Origin of the sequence: Bacillus sp. FSL K6-3459, assembly GCF_038003305.1 — a bacterium.
In the GTDB taxonomy this organism is placed as follows: domain Bacteria; phylum Bacillota; class Bacilli; order Bacillales; family Bacillaceae; genus Bacillus; species Bacillus pumilus_O.
In genome coordinates this window covers 2,104,035-2,123,478 of the sequence record NZ_JBBOOW010000001.1, presented here as the reverse complement: position 1 = coordinate 2,123,478, position 19,444 = coordinate 2,104,035, and the positions used below count along the sequence as shown (strand labels likewise).

The following is a 19,444-nucleotide window of genomic DNA, read 5'->3' as shown; positions in this document are numbered from 1 at the left end:
AAAATGTAGTTAAATGACAAAAAGATGAAAGGGAGAGTGGGTATTGTGAACGTCAAGTCAATTGGAGCAGGGCTTTGTATGGCAAGTATGATGCTGGCATCGGTCGCGTTCGGCGCCTCACATATTTCTGCAAAGGAGCAAGCAAAAAAAGAGTACATGATCGGCTTTTCTTCTTCCGTTCAAGATCATACGCAAAAACAGCTTGTTGAAGAAGCTGGTGGACATGTTAAAGAATCCATAGAGAAAATAGATATGATGAAAGTTTCCTTGAATGAGGCATCGAAAGAGAAACTGAATCAGGTAAAAGAAGTGACCTTCATTGAAGAGGACCAAAAGGCAAAAACAAGTGGTCAAACAGTTCCATATGGCATCAAAAGCATTAAAGCACATAAGGTACATACACGGGGATACGCTGGACAAAATGTGAAAGTAGCCGTTCTTGACAGCGGTATTGATGGCAAACATGAAGATTTACATGTCACCGGCGGAGTCAGCTTTGTTCCAACAGAGTCAGATCCGCTTGTTGACCCTCATGAACACGGAACGCATGTGGCGGGCACAATTGCAGCGCTAGATAATAAGGTAGGTGTCGTCGGTGTTGCACCAAAAGCCTCAATCTATGCGGTCAAAGTGGCAGATGAAAACGGTGACGGCTACTATAGCTGGATCATTAAAGGAATTGAATGGGCCATTGAGAATGACATGGATGTCATCAATATTAGTATGGGAGGAGCAAGTGAATCTGAAGCGCTGAAAGAAGCGGTAGATCGAGCATATGACAAGGGTATTCTCATTGTGGCTTCTGCTGGGAATGCAGGAAGTTATGGCTCTCTCAACACGGTTGATTATCCAGCCAAATACAGCTCAGTAATAGCGGTGGCTTCTGTTGACCAAAGAAAACAAAGAGCCTTTGATTCATCTGTCGGAGAAGAAGTGGAAGTTTCAGCACCGGGCGTTTCAACGCTCAGCACCATTCCTCATAATGAATATGGCTACAAGAGCGGAACTTCCATGGCATCACCACATGTAGCAGGAGCTGCGGCTGTCATTCTATCAAAACATCCGAATCTGACAAACGATGAAGTGCGCGAGAGACTTACAAAAACGGCTACACAGCTGGGAGAACCTTTTTACTATGGTGCCGGGCTAGTGAACGTACAAAAAGCGGCACGATAACTAGGAAGAGAGAGCACTGTTTAGGCTGCTTTCTCTTTTTTCTTTCAATAAAACTGTCATGTTTCGTAATCTCTCTCATAGAATCTAGTAACCTTTACTATTTGGGAGGAAGACGCATGCGGAAAAAGTCTTGGAAGGAACATCTTCTTCAGCACGTAAAAGACCATCTATCGATTTATTTGTTTGTCTCTGTACTCTTTTTAATGGGCGTGATCTTTGGTGCTATCATCGTCAATAGTATGACAATAAGTCAAAAAGAAGATTTATTCTATTATTTAAATCAATTTTTTGGTCAGCTGACAAATGAGAAAGCAGCAGAATCAAAAGAAATGTTTTTGCAAAGCTTTTTGCATCATATGAAATATTTAGGTCTTATGTGGATCCTAGGAATCTCTATCATTGGTCTGCCACTCATCTTTCTCATGATCTTTTTAAAAGGAATTGTTGTGGGGTTTACAGTTGGTTTTTTAGTAAATCAAATGGGGCTGAGTGGTTTCTTCCTTTCGTTCGTATCAGTTCTTCCGCAAAACATATTGCTTATTCCAGCCTACTTAGTGATTGGGACATGCGCGATTGCGTTTTCTATCCGGCTCATTGGGCAACTGTTCATGAAAAAAACCATCAGTCAAGCACCTGTTCAATGGTTCGCCCGTTATGCATCTGTTCTACTGATGATTTTAGCGCTTGCTGCACTTTCTTCCTTTTTTGAATCGTACGTCTCCTTCATGCTCATGAAAAAGCTGGCAGGTGTTCTTTTCTCATAAATTTATAATTGTTATTAAATAATAATCAATTTATTTATCAATTTAAAATGATTATAGTTGGCTCCTCGCACATCATTTGATATAATGATCAAGTAATGTGGCGTAGGAGGGAAAGTCAATGGAAAATCGGATTGATCGAATTAAGAAACAGCTTCATTCTTCCAGCTATAAGCTCACGCCACAGCGTGAAGCAACAGTAAGAGTACTGCTTGAGAATGAAGAAGACCATTTAAGTGCAGAAGATGTATACCTCCTCGTAAAAGAGAAGTCTCCTGAAATTGGTCTTGCTACTGTTTATCGAACGTTAGAATTGCTAACTGAACTAAAAGTTGTTGATAAAATTAACTTTGGAGACGGCGTTTCGCGATATGATCTTCGCAAAGAAGGAGCCGCTCACTTCCATCATCATCTTGTCTGCATGGAGTGCGGGACAGTCGATGAGATAGAAGATGATTTATTAGAAGACGTTGAAGAGATTATTGAACGTGACTGGAAATTTAAAATTAAGGATCATAGATTGACATTCCATGGCATTTGCCACCGGTGTCATGATGATGAATCCGGCAAATAATCCGAATTGGAACCTTTTCATTTAAGATGAAGAGGTTTTTTGCATTTTCGCTGTATATTCCTTGTCCCATCTGGCATATGCTGAAGTAATGAGAAGCTGAGAAAGGACATGAGAATCATGCGAAGATGGCTCAAAACAACAGGTGAAGTGTTGAAGGTATTTATCTTGTTCACTGGTTTTACCGTCCTGTTCTATTATGCTATGATATGGATAAATTCAGAATATGAAAGCTACCATCGTTATGATAAACCAGAGGGTGCAGCAATTAAAGTGATGGAAATGGATCAGCCGAATCAAGACAACTGGCAAGACCGATTGATTTATTTTTATCAAAACGGGGAGTAGAAATCATTGAACGATCAATTATCCGACTTTATTCATTTTATGACAGTAGAGAGAGGACTCTCTGAAAATACCATTGTTTCTTATAAACGAGATTTACAGAGCTACTTGTCTTTTTTAATGACACATGAGCAGTTGTCAGATATAAAAGATGTCACGCGCCTGCATATCATTCATTATTTAAAACAGCTAAAAGAGGAAGGGAAATCGAGCAAAACGTCAGTGCGGCATCTCTCCTCGATCCGTTCCTTCCACCAATTTCTGCTCCGGGAAAAAGTGACAACAGACGATCCGTCATGGAACATTGAAACGCAAAAAACAGAGCGGAAACTACCGAAAGTTCTATCACTAGGGGAAGTCGAAAAATTGCTTGATACACCAAATCAGCACACGCCATTTGACTACCGTGACAAAGCGATGCTTGAGCTCTTATATGCAACAGGCATTCGCGTCAGTGAAATGCTGGATCTGACACTTGCAGATGTTCACCTCACAATGGGCTTTATCCGTTGTTTTGGAAAAGGAAGAAAAGAACGAATTGTGCCAATTGGTGAAGCAGCTGCAAGTGCGATTGAAGAATATCTCGAAAAGGGAAGAGGCAAACTGTTAAAAAAACAGCCAGCAGATGCCTTATTTCTCAATCATCACGGAAAAAAAATGTCGCGGCAAGGTTTCTGGAAGAACCTAAAAAAAAGAGCTCTCGAAGCAGGGATTCAAAAAGAACTCACACCCCATACACTCAGGCATTCATTTGCAACACATCTGCTTGAAAACGGTGCAGACCTAAGAGCTGTGCAGGAGATGCTCGGGCATGCCGATATCTCGACAACACAAATTTATACACACGTGACGAAAACAAGATTGAAAGATGTGTATCACAAATTCCATCCAAGGGCATAAGTAAAGCATGGCACGGTGAACGTGTGTCATGCTTTTTTATGTTTGCACCGTTTATGGTTGTCAACCAGCTTGTAAACGGTTTATACTTGAGATGTCAGACCTCTCTTTTTAAAAGGTTAAAAGACAAGAATATTGAAGGAGGCGCTTTTTAATGCCTGATTATCAGTATAAACGCATTTTCCTCGTCGTAATGGATTCAGTAGGAATTGGGGAAGCACCTGATGCTGCTGAATTTAATGATGTAGGTGCAGATACACTAGGACATATTGCTGAAAAAATGAACGGGCTTCATATGCCAAATATGGCGAAGCTTGGGCTGAGTCATATTAAAGAAATCAAAGGAATTCCAGCGGATGAGAAACCGCTTGCGTATTATGGGAAAATGCAGGAAGCATCAAATGGTAAAGATACTATGACAGGACACTGGGAAATTATGGGTCTTTACATAGACACACCGTTCAGAGTTTTTCCAGACGGGTTCCCAGATGAACTTTTAAATGAACTAAAAGAAAAAACAGGTAGAGGCATTATTGGGAATAAACCTGCGTCTGGTACTGAAATCTTAGACGAGCTTGGCGAAGAGCACATGAAAACAGGCGATCTAATCGTTTATACATCTGCGGATTCTGTGCTGCAAATTGCTGCGCACGAAGAAGTGGTGCCATTAGAAGAACTTTATCGTATTTGTGAAATTGCACGTGAGCTCACATTAGATGAAAAATACATGGTTGGACGCATTATCGCTCGTCCATTTGTCGGGGAGCCTGGCGCATTTGTCAGAACACCAAACCGTCATGACTATGCTTTAAAACCATTTGACCGTACAGTGATGAATGAGCTGAAAGATAGTGGGCTCGATGTGATTTCGATCGGCAAAATCTCTGATATTTATGATGGCGAAGGAATCACCTCTTCTCTCAGAACAAAATCGAACATGGACGGAATGGACAAGCTGGTCGATACACTTAAAACAGATTTTACAGGACTCAGCTTTTTAAACCTTGTTGATTTTGATGCTCTTTACGGACATAGAAGAGATCCAGAGGGCTACGGAAAAGCACTAGAGGAATTTGACGCCCGTCTTCCTGAAGTGTTTGACCTGTTAAAAGAAGATGATCTTCTTGTGATTACAGCAGATCATGGAAATGACCCTGTTCATCACGGTACAGATCATACAAGAGAATATGTTCCGCTCATTGCTTACAGCAAAAAGCATCAAGGAGCAAATGAACTGCCAACGTCAAAAACCTTTGCTGATCTTGGAGCAACGGTCGCAGACAATTTCAAGACAACGATGCCAAAATACGGCACAAGCTTTTTATCTAAACTCAAATAGGGGGGAAATCTCGTGGGAGCACAGTTTTCAGAAGCGGCGGCATACATTAAACAAGCATCGACATACGTACCAACAGTTGGATTGATCTTAGGTTCAGGGCTTGGCATTTTAGCAGATGAGATTGAAAATCCAATCAAATTGAAATATGAAGATATTCCTGGATTCCCTGTTTCAACAGTAGAAGGTCATGCAGGACAGCTCGTCATCGGGACACTGAAAGGCACTGTCGTTTGTGCGATGCAAGGACGTTTTCATTTCTATGAAGGATATGATATGAAGCAAGTGACGTTTCCAGTCCGTGTGATGAAAGAAATTGGCATTGAGACATGCATTGTGACAAATGCAGCCGGCGGTGTAAATACTTCATTCCATCCAGGCGATCTCATGCTGATTACAGATCACATCAATATGATGGGGACCAATCCATTAATTGGACCAAATGACAGTCAAGGCGTTCGTTTCCCTGATATGTCTGCCCCGTACGATAAAGATTTGCTGGCACTTGCAGAAGAAACAGCTCAGCGCTTAGGCATATCTGTACAGCAAGGTGTTTATGCAGGGATGACAGGTCCTTCATATGAAACACCAGCTGAAGTTCGTTATCTCAGAACACTTGGCGCAGATGCTGTAGGCATGTCGACAGTCCCAGAGGTGATTGTTGCGCGTCATGCAGGAATCAAAGTGCTAGGTATTTCATGCATTTCTAATGCGGCATCAGGTATTTTAGATCAGCCGCTGTCTCATGATGAAGTCATTGAAGTAACGGAAAAAGTGAAAGCAAGTTTCCTTGATTTAGTCAAAGACATTGTCAAACAACTCTCATAGCATGTTTCAAGAAGCCTTCTGTTTATCGACAGAAGGCTTTTTTTATGGCAATCATACGATCTCTGAATAAAACAGCCTCGATGAGGAAAAAATAGAAAGGATTACGATAATGGAGGTCTGCCACTTGAAACGTCATATATGTGCATTGTTTACTTTAATGATCCTTATCTCAATGGTTTCACCATCAGCGATAGCAAAAGAAAAGATTGAAAAACCAGAAGAAAAACAAACATCAGAATTGGCACACGAAGCCAAATCAGCCATCTTAATAGAACGTGACACGGGAAAAGTGCTTTACAACAAAAACAGCGATGAAAAGCTAGCACCCGCAAGTATGACCAAAATCATGACGATGCTTCTCATCATGGAAGCGATTGATCAAGGAAAACTGAAAATGACTGACAAGGTAAGAACAAGTGACCATGCAGCTTCAATGGGAGGGTCACAAATCTTCCTTGAACCTGGAGAAGAAATGACCGTGAAAGAAATGCTGAAAGGCATTGCGATTGCGTCTGGAAATGATGCTTCAGTTGCCATGGCAGAGCATATTGCAGGATCTGAAGAACAATTTGTGGAGCAAATGAACAAGAAGGCAAAAGAACTTGGCCTCACCTCTACGGTCTTTCAAAACCCAACAGGACTTCCTGAAAAAGACCACTACAGTACAGCTCATGATATGGCTAAAATGGCAAAAGAGCTGTTGAAATATGAACAAATCACCAAATTTACAGGTGTCTACGAAGACTACCTCCGTCAAAACACCGATAAAAAATTCTGGCTTGTGAATACGAACCGATTGATTAAATTTTATCCAGGTGTCGATGGGTTGAAAACAGGTTTTACAGGCGAAGCCAAATACTGTTTGACCGCATCCGCTAAAAAAGGAAACATGCGCGTCATTGCAGTTGTCTTCGGGGCAAGTACACCGAAAGACAGAAACGCCCAAGTGGTCAAAATGTTAGACTATGCATTTAGTCAATACACCACACACCCGCTTTACAAACGAGGACAAGATGTAGCGGAAATCAAAGTAAGCAAAGGGACAAAGAAAAAAATTCAGCTTGTCACCTCTGAACCAATCTCCCTTTTAACGAAAAAAGGCGAAAATGTGGATCAGATTAAAAAAGAAATCAAATTGTCTCAGGATGTTACGGCCCCATTCTCAAAAGGAACGGAACTTGGAACCATTGTCTTGAAAAAAGACGGAAAAGTGTTGCATGAAAGCCCTGTACAAGCCAAAGAAGGAATGGAAAAAGCCGGCGTTTGGACATTCTTCAAACGAGCGATGGCTGAATTTGTGAAATGGAAATAAAATGTGAAAGGCTGCTGTAATTGGCAGTCTTTTTGCTATGAGAAGAAGAAAAGAACATCTAAATGTGACGAATGGTCACTAGTTTTGTCATGGTGAAGGATTTACTTAATAAAAAAGAGAAACAATCTTTATCCGAAATTAGAGCAAGGAGGAATACAAAGATGAGCCTTGATATTGATTTTCAAGTAAAAGAGAGCGTACTTTGCATTCGATTAACAGGAGAGCTCGATCATCACTCCGCAGAAACATTGAGACAAAAGGTGACGAATTATTTGGAAACAGAGGACATTCGCCACATTGTGCTGAATTTGGCTGATTTAACGTTTATGGACAGCTCAGGTCTCGGAGTGGTTTTAGGAAGATATAAAGAAATTAAGCAGCTTGGTGGAGAAATGGTCGTCTGTGCTATCTCGCCAGCAGTAAACAGGTTATTTGATATGTCTGGCTTATTTAAAATTATCCGTATGGAGCCTTCAGAGCAAACGGCATTGCAAACATTGGGGGTGGCATCATGAGGAATGAAATGAACCTGACATTCTCTGCTTTAAGTCAAAATGAATCCTTTGCGAGGGTAACAGTCGCAGCGTTTATCGCCCAGCTTGATCCGACATTAGATGAACTAACTGAAATCAAAACGGTTGTGTCAGAGGCGGTGACAAACTCCATTATCCATGGCTACGATGGAAATCCAGATGGCAAGGTGCATATCGAAGTCACACTTGATGACCATGTTGTGTACCTGACCATCCGTGACGAAGGAATGGGCATTACAGATCTTGAAGAAGCAAGACAACCACTTTTCACGACAAAACCAGACTTAGAACGCTCTGGCATGGGCTTTACCATTATGGAGAATTTTATGGATGATGTCATGATAGACTCATCTCCAGAAATGGGCACAACCATCCGTTTAACAAAGCATCTATCAAAAAGCAAAGCGCTTTGTAATTAAAGGAGCTGCTCATATGGATGTGGAGGTAAAAAAGCAAGCGAAAAAAGCCCAGCTGTCAAATGATGAAGTCAAAGAGCTCATCAAAAAAAGCCAAGACGGTGATCAGCAAGCAAGAGACCTCCTCGTAGAAAAAAACATGCGTCTTGTTTGGTCCGTTGTTCAGCGCTTTTTAAATAGAGGATATGAACCAGATGATTTGTTTCAAATTGGCTGTATTGGACTACTAAAATCCGTTGATAAATTTGATTTGTCATATGATGTGAAGTTTTCGACCTATGCTGTTCCAATGATTATTGGTGAAATCCAGCGATTCATTCGAGATGATGGAACAGTCAAAGTCAGCCGGTCACTAAAGGAACTCGGAAATAAAATCCGGCGGGCAAGAGATGAATTGTCTAAGTCTCACGGAAGAATGCCGACCGTCCAGGAAATAGCCGAATATCTAGATATCACACCAGAGGATGTCGTCCTCGCCCAAGAAGCGGTCCGAACGCCATCGTCGATTCATGAAACGGTGTATGAAAATGACGGGGACCCGATTACATTACTTGATCAAATTGCCGATCATTCAGAAGAAAGATGGTTTGATAAAATCGCGCTGAAAGAAGCGATCAAGGAATTAGAAGAACGAGAAAAACTCATAGTGTACTTAAGATATTATAAAGACCAAACACAATCTGAGGTAGCGGAGAGACTCGGCATTTCACAAGTACAAGTCTCGCGGCTTGAAAAGAAAATTTTAAAACAAATCCAAATGCAAATGGATCAAAAAGAGAGCTAGCCAATTCGGCTGGCTTTTTTTGTGTGGTAATTACCGGTAAATGAAGTTCTCTCGGTATGAGAACCATTTTTCACCACATACTATTTTTAACCCATCGTATAGGAAGTGACTTGGATGGACGGACAAATCTTTATTCGGCTGCGCCATCGCATTAAGACCGGTAATGATCAGCTCATTTATTTAGAAGATATCGCCCAAATCACTGGTGATGAGTTGGCTGTGCAAAAGCTTAGCAAGATGCCGATATATCATGTCAGTAAAAAGGATCGTCACATTGCCGTTCTTGATATCATGCATGTGGTCAAAACGATCAAAAAAACATGGCCAGCCATCGACATTCAAACTGTCGGAGGCGCTGAAGCCATTGTTGAAATTGATACAGGCAAACGCCAGCTTTCTCCCGTATTATTTGTGTTCGTGTGGCTTTTATTATTTGTCGGAGCGGCGCTTGCCATTATGAATTTCCACGAGGATGTCAGTATGCGGCTCGTCCATATCCGCCTATATGAAATGATCACTGGAAAAACGGTTGAGCATCCTTATTTATTGCAAATTCCATATAGCTTCGGACTAGGCTTTGGCATGATTTTATTTTTCAATCATGTATTTAAAAAGCGTTTAAATGAAGAACCAAGTCCGCTCGAAGTGGAAATGTTTAAATACCAGCTCGATCTCGATCAATATGTCGCCCTTAAAGAAAATAAAGAAACAATGAAAGATATCCATGATCGGTAAGTGGCTTTTTGTCGCGTTAGTTGGACTTGGCGGCGGTTTAACGGTAGGAGCAGGGTTTGTGGCATTTCTCGCAGTGCTAGGCATCATCCCTCGTTTAATGCAATTAACGAAAACGCAGCGTTTCATACAAGGATACGAGGCAGCTGTCATCACCGGAGCGGTCGTTGGCGGCTGGGCAACCTTGAGCGAAGTGCATTTGCATTTATCCAAATGGCTTGTGCTCCCGATCGGTCTTTTGGCTGGCATTTTCGTCGGCATGCTTGCAGCTGCTCTGACTGAAGTCTTAAATGTACTTCCTATATTAACGAAAAGAATTGGAATGGACGGGAAAATTGTTTTGCTTCTCATGGCCATTGTCTTAGGCAAAGTGTTTGGTTCACTATTCCATTGGCTAATTTATATTTAAAAATTTGGAGGGAACAACCGTGTCGAGTTTAAAAGAGAACTATCCATCTAAGGTGAAAACGTATCAGCCTAAACCTCCTTATGTCCTCAACTGCATCAAGGCTTTTCTTGTTGGTGGATTGATCTGTGCCATAGGCGAGGGGCTGCAAAATTTCTATATTCACTTTTTTGATTTTAATGAAAAAACAGCAGGGAACCCAACAGTGGCGACCCTCATTTTAATTTCTTCTATATTAACTGGTATCGGTATATACGATAAAATTGGCCAGTTTGCTGGAGCGGGATCGGCTGTTCCGGTGACAGGATTTGCTAACAGTATGACAAGCGCTGCCCTTGAGCATAAAAGTGAAGGGCTTGTTTTAGGGGTCGCCACCAATATGTTTAAACTCGCTGGGAACGTCATTGTGTTTGGTGTCGTCTCGGCATATGTCGTAGGGATCATTCGATACATCTTTGAAAAGATGTTTTCGTAGGAGGAATGAAACGTGAAACTAACAGGTAAACAATCTTGGGTGTTTGAGCACAAGCTTTACGTCAATGCAGAGGGAACAGCTGCAGGACCGAAAGAAAAAGAAGGACCGATTGGTCATTTAATTGATAAAACGTATGATGAAATGCATTGTGATCAAAAGAACTGGGAAATGGCTGAAAGAAAACTGATGGAAGATGCGATATCCAGTGCTTTATCAAAAGCAAATTTACAAAAAAACGATATTGATCTATTGCTGGCAGGGGATTTACTTAACCAAAACGTCACAGCAAACTATGTGGCAAGAGAACTGAAAATCCCGTTTCTCTGTTTGTTTGGGGCATGCTCAACCTCAATGGAATCGGTCGCCATTGCGTCAGCACTCATTGATGGCGGTTTTGCCAATAGAGCCATTGCAGCGACAAGCAGTCATAATGCAACGGCAGAACGCCAATTTCGTAATCCAACAGAATACGGCGGACAAAAACCAGATACAGCTACAAGTACTGTCACTGGGAGCGGGGCCGTTATTATTAGCCAGGCGCCCTCTCCAATTCAAATTACAAGCGCGACAGTAGGCAGGGTGATGGATCTTGGGATTACAGATCCATTTGATATGGGATCGGCCATGGCGCCGGCAGCGGCGGATACCATTAAGCAGCATTTAGAAGACCTCGGAAGAACGGTTGACGATTACGATCTGATTTTAACAGGAGATTTATCTGGTATTGGTTCACCAATTTTAAAGGATCTTCTGAAGGAAGAAGGCATTCAACTTGGGAGGAAGCATGATGATTGCGGGTTAATCATCTATACACCCGATCAAAATGTGTTCGCTGGTGGGAGTGGCTGTGCTTGTTCAGCTGTTGTGACATTTAGTCACATTTTTCAAGAAATGAAAGCAGGGAATCTGCAAAGAGTACTCGTTGTGGCAACCGGAGCGCTACTAAGCCCTATGATGGTCCAGCAAAAAGAGACCATTCCAACCATTGCGCACGGTGTCGTATTTGAGCGTGCAGGAGGAGAGAGCTAATGGATTATCTTATCGCTTTTGTTGCAGGCGGACTTATTTGCGTCATTGGTCAGCTTTTACTAGACGTACTCAAACTGACGCCTGCACATGTCATGACTACCTTTGTTGTGGCGGGTACCATTTTAGACGGATTCGGTATTTATGATAAATTTATTGAATTTGCGGGTGCGGGGGCAACCGTACCAATCGTCAGCTTTGGCCATAGCTTGCTTCATGGAGCGATGCATCAGGCAGATGTACACGGGTTCATCGGAATCGGGATCGGTATTTTTGAATTAACTTCTGCTGGGATTTCAGCTGCGATTTTATTCTCATTTCTTATCGCTCTTATCTTTAAACCGAAAGGATAACCTAATATGGGGCAAAGACGGAAAGTCATTTTAGTGACAGACGGAGATATATATGCTGCCAAAACCATTGAGCTTGCTGCTAAAAATGTCGGTGGGCGATGTATTTCCAGCTCAAAAGGAAATCCAAGCAAACGAACAGGACCTGAACTTGTGCAGATGATTTTAAAAACGCCGAATGATCCAGTATTTGTCATGTTTGATGATTCTGGCCTGACAGGCGAAGGAACAGGGGAGATAGCGATGAAGCATGTGGCGCGTCACCCTGAAATTGAAGTCATCGGGGCGATCGCCGTTGCATCCAAAACGCATCAAGCTGAATGGACAAAGGTTCATGTTGCCATTGACCGTGAGGGTGAACTGACAGAATACGGTGTCGACAAGCATGGTCTTCCCGAAATGGAGCCTCATAAAATGAGCGGAGATACCGTGTATTGTCTTGACTCGCTCGATCTTCCACTTGTTGTTGGAATTGGAGATATTGGCAAAATGGGACGGAAAGATGATCTGAGCAAAGGATCTCCGATCACAATGAAAGCAGTTGAATTAATTTTAGAAAGGAGTGGTTTCCATGAAGAAAGACAAGGTAAACGTGTACCGAGATCCGAAGAAAAATGAAGATTACTTTAAAGAAAATGTCGGAATGGGGCTCAGCTTTGACCTTGGCGTGCGGAAAATTTATATACACGATCAGGAAATCCAACTTTACTATGTAAATGGACTATGTGATACACAGTATGTCATCTACTTATTAAAAGAGTTAGTTGAAATCAATGACAACGAACCTGAATCAGATGACATGGCCCGTGTGATTGAGAACCGTCTTGTCAATCAGCAGGTCTCAAAGGTTGAAACACTTGATGAAGCGGTAGACCAAGTGTTGTCGGGCCTTGTGGCAGTTGTAGTTGAAGGTGAAAACTACGCATTTATCATTGATGTCAGAAGCTATCCTGGCAGAACGCCAGAGGAGCCGGATACAGAAAAGGTTGTCCGGGGCGCAAGAGACGGTTTTGTTGAAAACATTATTGTCAATACAGCACTCATACGAAGACGGGTGCGAGATGAAAAACTGAGATACAAAATGCTTAAAGTAGGCGAACGTTCGAAAGCAGATGTATGTGTTTGCTACATTGAAGATATTGCCGACCCAGATCTTGTCGATATCATAGAGAAAGAAGTGTCAGGAATCAAAGTCGACGGGCTGACGATGTCTGATAAAACGATTGAAGAATTCATTATTAAACAAGGATATAATCCCTTTCCCCTTGTACGTTACACCGAGCGTCCAGATGTTGCCGCTAACCATATACTAGAAGGGCATGTCATCATTATTACGGATACATCTCCTAGCGTCATCATTACGCCAACCACCATTTTTCACCACGTTCAACATGCAGAAGAATACCGCCAGGCACCTGCAGTTGGGACGTTCCTAAGATGGGTTCGCTTTTTAGGCATTTTATGTTCAACGTTTCTTTTACCGATTTGGTTTCTGTTTATCCTTGAACCAAGTCTCCTGCCAGATCATTTAAACTATATTGGTTTTAACAAACCGTCTCATATCCCTGTAATTTTACAAGTATTTCTAGCTGATTTTGGGGTGGAATTTTTAAGGATGGCTGCAATTCATACGCCAACCGCATTGTCGACCGCCATGGGACTGATTGCGGCTGTTTTAATTGGACAAATTGCCATTGATGTCGGTTTATTTACACCAGAGGTCATCTTATACGTCTCACTAGCAGCTATCGGTACATTTACAACCCCGAGCTATGAGCTGAGTGTCGCCAATAAGATTGTACGACTCATCATATTAGCGCTTGTGGCGATCTTTAAGCTGAATGGACTCATCATTGGTTTTACGTTGTTACTCATCTACTTAACATCCATTCGTTCATTGCAGACGCCTTATATGTGGCCATTCCTTCCTTTTAACGGGAAGGCTTTGTGGCAAGTGTTAATTCGGACGTCTGTTCCTGGCTCAAAAGTAAGGCCAAGCATTGTCCACCCTCAAAACAGATCAAAAATTCCGCCAAATTCTTAACGCTCATTGAAAGTGGCTGAAGATTGTGATATTGTATTTTTAACTTTGAGAAACGGCAAAAGGCAGCTCACGCAGCTGTCTTTTTTCAGCCGAGGCGGAGAAAGAGGGAATGACATTGTATTTACACGGCACTTGCAGACAAAATGAACTCGGTCATTTAGAAATTGGTGGTGTTGATGCCGTTTCTTTAGCTGAAACGTACGGGACACCACTTTATGTATATGATGTGGCTTTAATACGGGAGCGCGCAAAAAGCTTTCAAAAAGCATTTATAGAAGAAGAACTAACGGCGCAGGTAGCATATGCGAGTAAAGCATTTTCCTCCATCGCGATGTTTCAGCTTGCCAAAGAAGAAGGATTATCTCTTGATGTCGTATCAGGCGGGGAGCTTCACACAGCCATTTGCGCCGGGTTTCCGGTAGAAAAAATTCATTTCCATGGTAACAATAAAAGCAGAGATGAATTAAAAATGGCGTTAGAAAACGAGATCGGCTGTATCGTTGTAGATAATTTTTACGAAATGAAGCTTCTTGAAGAGCTTGGTCAAGAGCTGTCAAAACAAGTAAAAGTACTGCTGCGTATCACACCAGGTGTCGAAGCGCATACGCATGATTATATTACAACAGGCCAAGAAGATTCTAAATTCGGTTTTGACCTTCACAATGGACAAGCAGATGAAGCGGTGAAACAAGTGCTTGAATCAGAAGTGATTGAGCTGTTGGGCGTACATTGCCATATCGGTTCACAAATATTTGATACAGCTGGTTTTGTCCTTGCAGCAGACAAGATCTTTTTGAAGCTGGATGAATGGAGAGAATCATTTGGTTTTATTTCGACCGTATTAAACTTAGGCGGCGGCTTTGGTATCCGTTATACAGAAGAGGATGAACCACTTCCCGCGACAGAATACGTCGAGAAAATTATCCAAGCTGTAAAAGAGAATGTGACACGCTATGCGTTTGATATGCCGGAGATTTGGATTGAGCCAGGCCGTTCTCTTGTTGGTGATGCAGGGACAACGCTTTATACAATCGGTTCATCAAAACACGTACCTGGTATTCGCGATTATGTTGCGGTAGATGGGGGAATGAGTGACAACATTCGTCCAGCTTTATATCAAGCGAAATATGAAGCAGCAAGTGCCAACAAAATGAGTCAATCGCACGATCAAACGGTTTCCATTGCAGGGAAATGCTGTGAAAGTGGTGATATGCTTATTTGGGATATCGATTTGCCAGAGTTATCACAAGGTGACTTATTAGCTGTCTTTTGTACCGGAGCTTACGGCTACAGTATGTCTAACAACTATAACCGTATCCCGCGCCCAGCTGTCGTATTTGTAGAAGACGGGGAAGCGCAGCTTGTCGTTGAACGCGAAACATATGCGGATATTGTCAAACTTGATTTACCGTATCAATCAAAAGTAAAATCATCTACGTAAAAAAAGCTGCCTGTATACCAGGCAGCTCAGCGTGTAGACAAACCCTCGCATTCGTTGTCAGATCTGCGCTCCGGTGCTCACGAATGTCAAATTCGCTCCGCTCCGATGCTCGTCCTTCCTAGACTTCAAAGGTTTTCTATCACGCTGAAAAGAAGACAAAGAGCTAAAATCAAGATCATTTTAGCCCTTTGTCAACAATCTAAGCTGCCTGTATACCAGGCAGCTTTTTATGATGACTTATTTTCCTCCAGTAAATACAGAGACGATCGCGTTCCAAATGGAGACAAAGAAATCCCAAATCTTTTGAAGTAGGTTTTTCCCTTCATCTGATTCTATGAATTTCGTAATCTTGTCTTTTGCTTTATCGATTTGAGATCCTACTTGGTTCCAATCAATATTGATGTTCTTCATTTTATCGAATAGTGAAATAAGCTGATCCTTTTGCTCTTGCGTTAGATTTAAGTTTAAATCAGAAGCAGCCTGATCCACTTTTTCTTCTACTTCTTTTGTTGTTTTAGGGACACCATTTTTCGCAATGTCATCCTTGATTTTTGCGATAAGGGCAGACGCATTGTCTTTCCCGATGGAGTCACCCAATTTAGACGTTGTCACAAGCTCTTCGTTTGCTACCTGCTTCACATCTTCTGGGATAGCTTTGTCGCTAGACACTTCATAGGCTTTTAATAAACCCGTCAGTGCGGCTGTACCAGAAACTTCAAACGGTGCAGTCACAACAACTTTGGCATCCTTGACACCGGCTGTCATTAAAGCATTTAAATACATCTCATCTGTAATGGTCTTGATGTTATGTGTATCCACAGTCAGACCAGTACCTGATTTTTCTATGGTGATAGATGATGATGATAATGCTCTCGTCCCGATAGAAGAACGAGGGATATACTTTCCTAAATATTCATGCTCTTCTTTATTGGTTACTTCAATTTTTGTCGCATTTTCAGGTGGATTCAACTCGTCAAGCACCTTCTGGCGATCAGCCGGAGTTAAGTCTTGCCCAAGTGTGACGATGACATCGCCGACAGCTGCATCCGCTAAGCTGACTTTTGGCGCACCAATAAGGAAAAGGAGCGCTGCCATCATACCAAGCATTGATTTTTTAAACATGTTGACCTCCTTCAAGTCGAAAGGGTTCCTCTTTCAAGAGAAACGCATCTTTTGAGTACACGTGTAAAGAAATGTACTCCATCATATAGACGTAACAAATCGATTCGACGTTTCAATTTTCTTTTTAAGATGTTTTCCTTTTCCAAAAAATAAAGACATGTTGCTCATACTGTCATCAATTTAATAGGAAAAAAGGATTAAGCTCTACTATTGTATCAATCCTAAGAAAAGAGGTAAATCACAATCAAAGAGCAGGGGATGTTTAACATGACCGAAAATGTGCTATAATGAGCGTTGTTTAACCTGAAAGGAGAATGTGGAAAATGGCGAAAAAAGGATACATACAACTAACGAATGGTAAGAAACTTGAGTTTGAACTATACCCAGAGGCTGCTCCAGGTACAGTAGCAAACTTTGAAAAATTAGCGAATGAAGGCTTCTACGATGGATTGAAATTCCACCGCGTAATCCCTGGTTTCGTAAGCCAAGGCGGCGATCCAAACGGTAATGGAACTGGTGGTCCTGGTTACACAATTAAATGTGAAACAGAAGGGAATCCTTATCAGCACGAAAGAGGTTCATTATCTATGGCGCATGCTGGTAAAGACACGGGCGGTAGCCAATTCTTTATCGTACATGACCCGCAGCCACACTTAAACGGTGTTCACACTGTTTTTGGCAAAGTAACATCTGGTATCGAGGCTGTTCTAGATATGGAACAAGGCCAAGGAATGGAAAAAGTCGAAGTTTTCGATGCTTAATGCTTAATGCAAAACACCGCTTAAACGCGGTGTTTTTTTATTATCAATCGGATTTGAAGGTTACTTGTTTCGTGAAGCGGTAGGTGATGAACCAATATAAAAATGCAATGGCGCTAACAGAGGCGCCAAATAAACATACTCCGCTCCAGCCATTGTTTGCATATATGCTAGTGGAAGCAATGGAACCAGTCGCACTGCCAAGGGAGTAAAAAATCATATAAGCAGCAGTCAGCCGGCTTCTCGCCTCAGGCAGCACTGTGAAAATCATACTTTGGTTGGTCACATGAACAGCTTGCACAGATAGATCAAGAATGATAATACCGATGATTAATAAAATAAGTGTATATTCAGTGAAAAAGATAAAAAACCATGAAACGAATAATAGGACAAGGGCGATACAAGTTGTTAATTGGCCTAAGCCACGATCAGCAAGGCTTCCAGCCTGGGCAGCGCCTAAAGCTCCTGCAACTCCGGCAAGACCAAATGCACCAATCGCCGTATGTGAAAGATTGTATGGCGAGCTGCTGAGAGGTAGCACGAGCGAAGTCCACAACGTACCAAACACGATAAAGATCAGAAAACCCAGTATACCTCGGATACGAAGAATTCGTTCTTGTCTTAACAATGTAAACATTGAAGCGAGCAGCTTCATATAGGATATTGACGCTCTCATGCTGTCAGTGCGCGGGAGATACCGGTATAACACGGCTGTTATGATGAGCATCATAACGGCAGACGCGAGATAGACTGACCTCCAGCCGGCGAGATCGGTTAGTATTCCAGCGAACGTTCGTGCGAGGAGAATACCAATCACAATGCCACTTTGAACCAAACCCACGATACGGCCTCGTTCTTCAGGAGCAGCCCATGTCGCGGCGAACGCTACGAGTACCTGAGTGACCACAGCAAGCATACCGACAGCAGCTAGCCCTATGAACAGGACGGCGGCAGAAGGGGCGATGCCGACTAGAATCAGAGATAATATGGAAACAAGCATTTGAGCCATGATGAGCCGCCTTTGGTTGAACAAATCACCAAGTGGTACAATCAGGAGCAGTCCCAGTGCATAACAAAGCTGAGTGATCGTAATGACCATGCCTATAGATGAATAGGTGATACCAAACTCGGATGCGAGGGAGTCTAATAATGGTTGTGCAAAGTATATGTTTGCAACTGCCATTCCGCAGGCTGACGCAAACAGCAGAGCCATATAGCGAGTCATTGCTTGTTTCGGTTTGTTTTGTAAATGAGCCGTTTCCAGCTCAAGATGTTCAATGGAAGTGTTTTCTTCTTTCGCCATGCATTTCATCGTCTCCTTTTTTACTGAAAGGTATAATATACTGATCAGTATATTATGGTTCTTGTTAAGGATAACGATCAAAACATTTTAAAGTCAATACTTTTATCTTGAAAGAGGAAGGCAATTTGACAATAGTAAGTCGGTAAAATAAAATGATAATGTACCGATTGGTAATCAAAATAAAGATTGATATATAGATGGCTGAATTTGTTAAAAATTTTATTGTTGAAATGAGGAATTACTGATGGTTCGACAACGGGAATTTGACAAGGAAAAAGCGTTGGATGAGGCAATGATGCTTTTTTGGGAAAAGGGGTATAGGGCTACTACATTAAGCGATTTGACTGAAAAAATGGGAATACAGCGACCAAGTTTATACTCAGCGTTTGGAGATAAAGAGGAATTATTTGAGGCCGCATTACGAAAATATACAAAGCACCATGCTGCCCATATTCGAACAAAACTTCAAAACAATCTTTCTGTCAAAGAAGCATTTCATGCATTATATGCAGATTTAGTAGAAGAGGAATACAGAGAGGGTCCGAGTAAAGGATGTTTTTGCATCAATACAATAGTGGAACTTGCGCCACACGAAGAGAAATTTGAAATTCTTACAAGAGAGCATCAGATGTATCTTTCCGTCATATTTGAAGAAAGAATTGTTCAAGGTATTCACTTAGGTGAGCTCAAAAGCAGCCTGAATGCGAAAGCTTTAGCACAAACACTCGTCGTTTCTTTCATTGGACTGACCGTTCTCATGAAATCTCGTCCAGAGCGTTCATTTGTAGATCATTCTGTAGCGACGATACTTTCCATATTAAAATAAAA

23 protein-coding genes are annotated in these 19,444 nt (G+C 41.9%); 21 read left to right on the top strand and 2 right to left on the bottom strand.

What is annotated here, in order from left to right; genetic code table 11:
• Window positions 1-45 precede the first annotated feature (45 nt).
• From MHI35_RS10655 to lysA, 19 genes are all read left to right on the top strand, one after another.
• Window positions 46-1,176: a S8 family peptidase gene (locus MHI35_RS10655; RefSeq protein ID WP_335349773.1), complete on the top strand. Its 1,131-nt coding sequence runs from the start codon at window positions 46-48 to the stop codon at window positions 1,174-1,176.
• Between the two features lie 116 nt (window positions 1,177-1,292).
• A complete protein-coding gene (gene spoIIM / locus MHI35_RS10650) occupies window positions 1,293-1,940 on the top strand; it encodes a stage II sporulation protein M (protein WP_034661156.1) in 648 nt (215 codons plus the stop codon).
• A 118-nt stretch (window positions 1,941-2,058) separates the two neighbouring features.
• The gene (fur, locus tag MHI35_RS10645) at window positions 2,059-2,511 is read left to right on the top strand and encodes a ferric iron uptake transcriptional regulator (RefSeq protein WP_003215577.1); all 453 of its coding nucleotides are present in this window, start codon (window positions 2,059-2,061) and stop codon (window positions 2,509-2,511) included.
• Window positions 2,512-2,628: 117 nt separating this feature from the next.
• Window positions 2,629-2,856: a YqzK family protein gene (locus MHI35_RS10640; protein WP_211064217.1), complete on the top strand. Its 228-nt coding sequence runs from the start codon at window positions 2,629-2,631 to the stop codon at window positions 2,854-2,856.
• 6 nt (window positions 2,857-2,862) lie between these two features.
• Window positions 2,863-3,753 carry a site-specific tyrosine recombinase XerD gene (gene xerD / locus MHI35_RS10635; RefSeq protein WP_335349774.1) on the top strand — a complete coding sequence of 297 codons (891 nt, stop codon included), beginning with the start codon at window positions 2,863-2,865 and terminating at the stop codon, window positions 3,751-3,753.
• Between the two features lie 151 nt (window positions 3,754-3,904).
• Entirely contained in the window at window positions 3,905-5,089 is a 1,185-nt protein-coding gene (deoB, locus tag MHI35_RS10630) for a phosphopentomutase (RefSeq protein ID WP_335349775.1), read from the top strand.
• A gap of 12 nt (window positions 5,090-5,101) precedes the next feature.
• Complete coding sequence (locus MHI35_RS10625; protein WP_119125069.1) at window positions 5,102-5,914, top strand: purine-nucleoside phosphorylase; 813 nt, start codon at window positions 5,102-5,104, stop codon at window positions 5,912-5,914.
• Window positions 5,915-6,071: 157 nt separating this feature from the next.
• Window positions 6,072-7,226 carry a D-alanyl-D-alanine carboxypeptidase family protein gene (locus MHI35_RS10620; protein WP_201792261.1) on the top strand — a complete coding sequence of 385 codons (1,155 nt, stop codon included), beginning with the start codon at window positions 6,072-6,074 and terminating at the stop codon, window positions 7,224-7,226.
• A 161-nt stretch (window positions 7,227-7,387) separates the two neighbouring features.
• A complete protein-coding gene (spoIIAA, locus tag MHI35_RS10615) occupies window positions 7,388-7,741 on the top strand; it encodes an anti-sigma F factor antagonist (protein ID WP_335349776.1) in 354 nt (117 codons plus the stop codon).
• Complete coding sequence (spoIIAB, locus tag MHI35_RS10610) at window positions 7,738-8,178, top strand: anti-sigma F factor (RefSeq protein ID WP_012010447.1); 441 nt, start codon at window positions 7,738-7,740, stop codon at window positions 8,176-8,178. Before spoIIAA ends, spoIIAB begins: the two co-directional genes overlap by 4 nt.
• Window positions 8,179-8,191: 13 nt before the next feature.
• Complete coding sequence (sigF, locus tag MHI35_RS10605; protein WP_003215778.1) at window positions 8,192-8,959, top strand: RNA polymerase sporulation sigma factor SigF; 768 nt, start codon at window positions 8,192-8,194, stop codon at window positions 8,957-8,959.
• Window positions 8,960-9,073: 114 nt separating this feature from the next.
• Window positions 9,074-9,694, top strand: coding sequence for a stage V sporulation protein AA (locus tag MHI35_RS10600; RefSeq protein WP_211064219.1), 621 nt, complete (start codon window positions 9,074-9,076; stop codon window positions 9,692-9,694).
• Window positions 9,684-10,100, top strand: a complete 417-nt coding sequence (locus tag MHI35_RS10595) for a stage V sporulation protein AB (RefSeq protein WP_088000925.1) — start codon at window positions 9,684-9,686, stop codon at window positions 10,098-10,100. Before MHI35_RS10600 ends, MHI35_RS10595 begins: the two co-directional genes overlap by 11 nt.
• A gap of 19 nt (window positions 10,101-10,119) precedes the next feature.
• The gene (gene spoVAC / locus MHI35_RS10590) at window positions 10,120-10,572 is read left to right on the top strand and encodes a stage V sporulation protein AC (RefSeq protein WP_144521147.1); all 453 of its coding nucleotides are present in this window, start codon (window positions 10,120-10,122) and stop codon (window positions 10,570-10,572) included.
• Window positions 10,573-10,584: 12 nt separating this feature from the next.
• A complete protein-coding gene (spoVAD, locus tag MHI35_RS10585; protein WP_211064220.1) occupies window positions 10,585-11,601 on the top strand; it encodes a stage V sporulation protein AD in 1,017 nt (338 codons plus the stop codon).
• Window positions 11,601-11,951 (top strand): stage V sporulation protein AE, encoded by a 351-nt coding sequence (spoVAE, locus tag MHI35_RS10580; RefSeq protein ID WP_012010442.1) that lies wholly within the window; start codon window positions 11,601-11,603, stop codon window positions 11,949-11,951. Before spoVAD ends, spoVAE begins: the two co-directional genes overlap by 1 nt.
• Before the next feature lie 6 nt (window positions 11,952-11,957).
• Window positions 11,958-12,566 (top strand): stage V sporulation protein AE, encoded by a 609-nt coding sequence (locus tag MHI35_RS10575; protein ID WP_151021297.1) that lies wholly within the window; start codon window positions 11,958-11,960, stop codon window positions 12,564-12,566.
• The gene (locus MHI35_RS10570) at window positions 12,520-13,992 is read left to right on the top strand and encodes a spore germination protein (protein ID WP_151021299.1); all 1,473 of its coding nucleotides are present in this window, start codon (window positions 12,520-12,522) and stop codon (window positions 13,990-13,992) included. Before MHI35_RS10575 ends, MHI35_RS10570 begins: the two co-directional genes overlap by 47 nt.
• A 115-nt stretch (window positions 13,993-14,107) precedes the next feature.
• Window positions 14,108-15,433 (top strand): diaminopimelate decarboxylase, encoded by a 1,326-nt coding sequence (gene lysA / locus MHI35_RS10565; protein ID WP_211064242.1) that lies wholly within the window; start codon window positions 14,108-14,110, stop codon window positions 15,431-15,433.
• Between the two features lie 237 nt (window positions 15,434-15,670).
• Here the strand turns inward: lysA and MHI35_RS10560 are convergent, their stop codons facing one another.
• Window positions 15,671-16,555 (bottom strand): DUF1002 domain-containing protein, encoded by an 885-nt coding sequence (locus MHI35_RS10560; protein ID WP_041815682.1) that lies wholly within the window; start codon window positions 16,553-16,555, stop codon window positions 15,671-15,673.
• Window positions 16,556-16,878: 323 nt separating this feature from the next.
• On the opposite strand from MHI35_RS10560, the gene MHI35_RS10555 reads away from it, so the two are divergent.
• Window positions 16,879-17,316, top strand: coding sequence for a peptidylprolyl isomerase (locus MHI35_RS10555; protein WP_211064222.1), 438 nt, complete (start codon window positions 16,879-16,881; stop codon window positions 17,314-17,316).
• Between the two features lie 43 nt (window positions 17,317-17,359).
• Here MHI35_RS10555 and MHI35_RS10550 read toward each other — a convergent pair whose 3' ends face one another.
• Window positions 17,360-18,616 (bottom strand): MFS transporter, encoded by a 1,257-nt coding sequence (locus tag MHI35_RS10550; RefSeq protein ID WP_335349777.1) that lies wholly within the window; start codon window positions 18,614-18,616, stop codon window positions 17,360-17,362.
• A 244-nt stretch (window positions 18,617-18,860) separates the two neighbouring features.
• On the opposite strand from MHI35_RS10550, the gene MHI35_RS10545 reads away from it, so the two are divergent.
• Window positions 18,861-19,442, top strand: a complete 582-nt coding sequence (locus tag MHI35_RS10545; RefSeq protein ID WP_335349778.1) for a TetR/AcrR family transcriptional regulator — start codon at window positions 18,861-18,863, stop codon at window positions 19,440-19,442.
• The last annotated feature ends 2 nt before the right edge of the window (window positions 19,443-19,444 follow it).